The organism is Desulfurobacterium atlanticum (assembly GCF_900188395.1).
Classification (GTDB): Bacteria; Aquificota; Aquificia; order Desulfurobacteriales; family Desulfurobacteriaceae; genus Desulfurobacterium_A; species Desulfurobacterium_A atlanticum.
This window is the reverse complement of record NZ_FZOB01000023.1, coordinates 1-1199: the sequence shown is the minus strand read 5'-3', so window position 1 is coordinate 1199 and position 1199 is coordinate 1. Positions and strand designations below refer to the sequence as shown.

At 43.0% G+C, this 1199-nt stretch carries 1 protein-coding gene; it reads right to left on the bottom strand.

The annotated features are described in order from the left end of the window. The coding region (gene tuf, locus CHB58_RS08980) for an elongation factor Tu (RefSeq protein WP_089323768.1) at positions 1-1188 on the bottom strand (1188 nt) is incomplete at its 3' end. Positions 1189-1199: the final 11 nt, after the last annotated feature.

Genomic DNA, 1199 nt, shown 5'->3' with positions numbered 1-1199 from the left:
AATCTCAGTAACAACACCTGCACCTACAGTTCTACCACCCTCACGGATAGCGAATCTAAGCCCTTCCTCAATAGCAACGGGCTTAAGAAGCTCAACCTCAAAAGTAACATTATCACCAGGCATAACCATCTCTACACCTTCAGGAAGCTGAACCTTTCCTGTAACATCAGTTGTTCTGAAATAAAACTGTGGCTGATATCCATTAAAGAACGGTGTATGTCTTCCACCTTCCTCTTTAGAAAGAATATAAACTTCAGCCTTAAACTTCTTGTGAGGCTTAATAGAACCAGGCTTTGCTACAACCATTCCCCTTTCAACATCATCCTTTGCAACACCTCTTAAGAGAACACCAATGTTGTCACCTGGAAGAGCTTCATCAAGAAGCTTTCTAAACATCTCAATACCTGTAGCAACAGTCTTAATAGGCTCTTCCCTTAAACCAACAATCTCAACTTCCTCTCCAACTTTGAGAACTCCCCTCTCAACTCTTCCTGTAACAACTGTACCACGTCCAGAAATAGAGAATACGTCCTCAATAGGCATAAGGAAAGGTTTGTCTGTTTCTCTTACTGGCTCTGGCACATACTCATCAAGAGCTTTTACAAGTTCATAAATTGGCTGACAGTCTGGACACTCTGGTGATGTACACTCAAGAGCTTTAAGAGCAGATCCTCTGATAACCGGTACTTCATCACCTGGGAAATCATATTCGTTAAGAAGCTCTCTAACTTCAAGTTCTACAAGTTCAAGAAGCTCTTCATCATCAACCATATCACATTTGTTCAGGAATACAACGATGTATGGAACGTTAACCTGCTTTGCAAGAAGAACGTGCTCTCTTGTCTGTGGCATTGGGCCATCAGCAGCAGAAACAACAAGAATAGCACCATCCATCTGAGCAGCACCGGTAATCATGTTTTTGATGTAGTCAGCGTGTCCTGGACAGTCAACGTGAGCGTAGTGGTACTTTTCAGATTCGTACTCAACGTGAGCAGTAGCGATTGTGATACCCCTTTCCCTTTCTTCTGGGGCTTTGTCAATGTTGTCGTAAGATACTTCCTGGGCCATTCCTTTGAGGGCAAGACAGTGTGTGATCGCAGCTGTTAGTGTTGTCTTACCATGGTCTACGTGTCCTATAGTTCCCACGTTCTTGTGGGGTTTGGTCCTTTCAAATTTTTCTTTAGCCATTTTATTCCTCC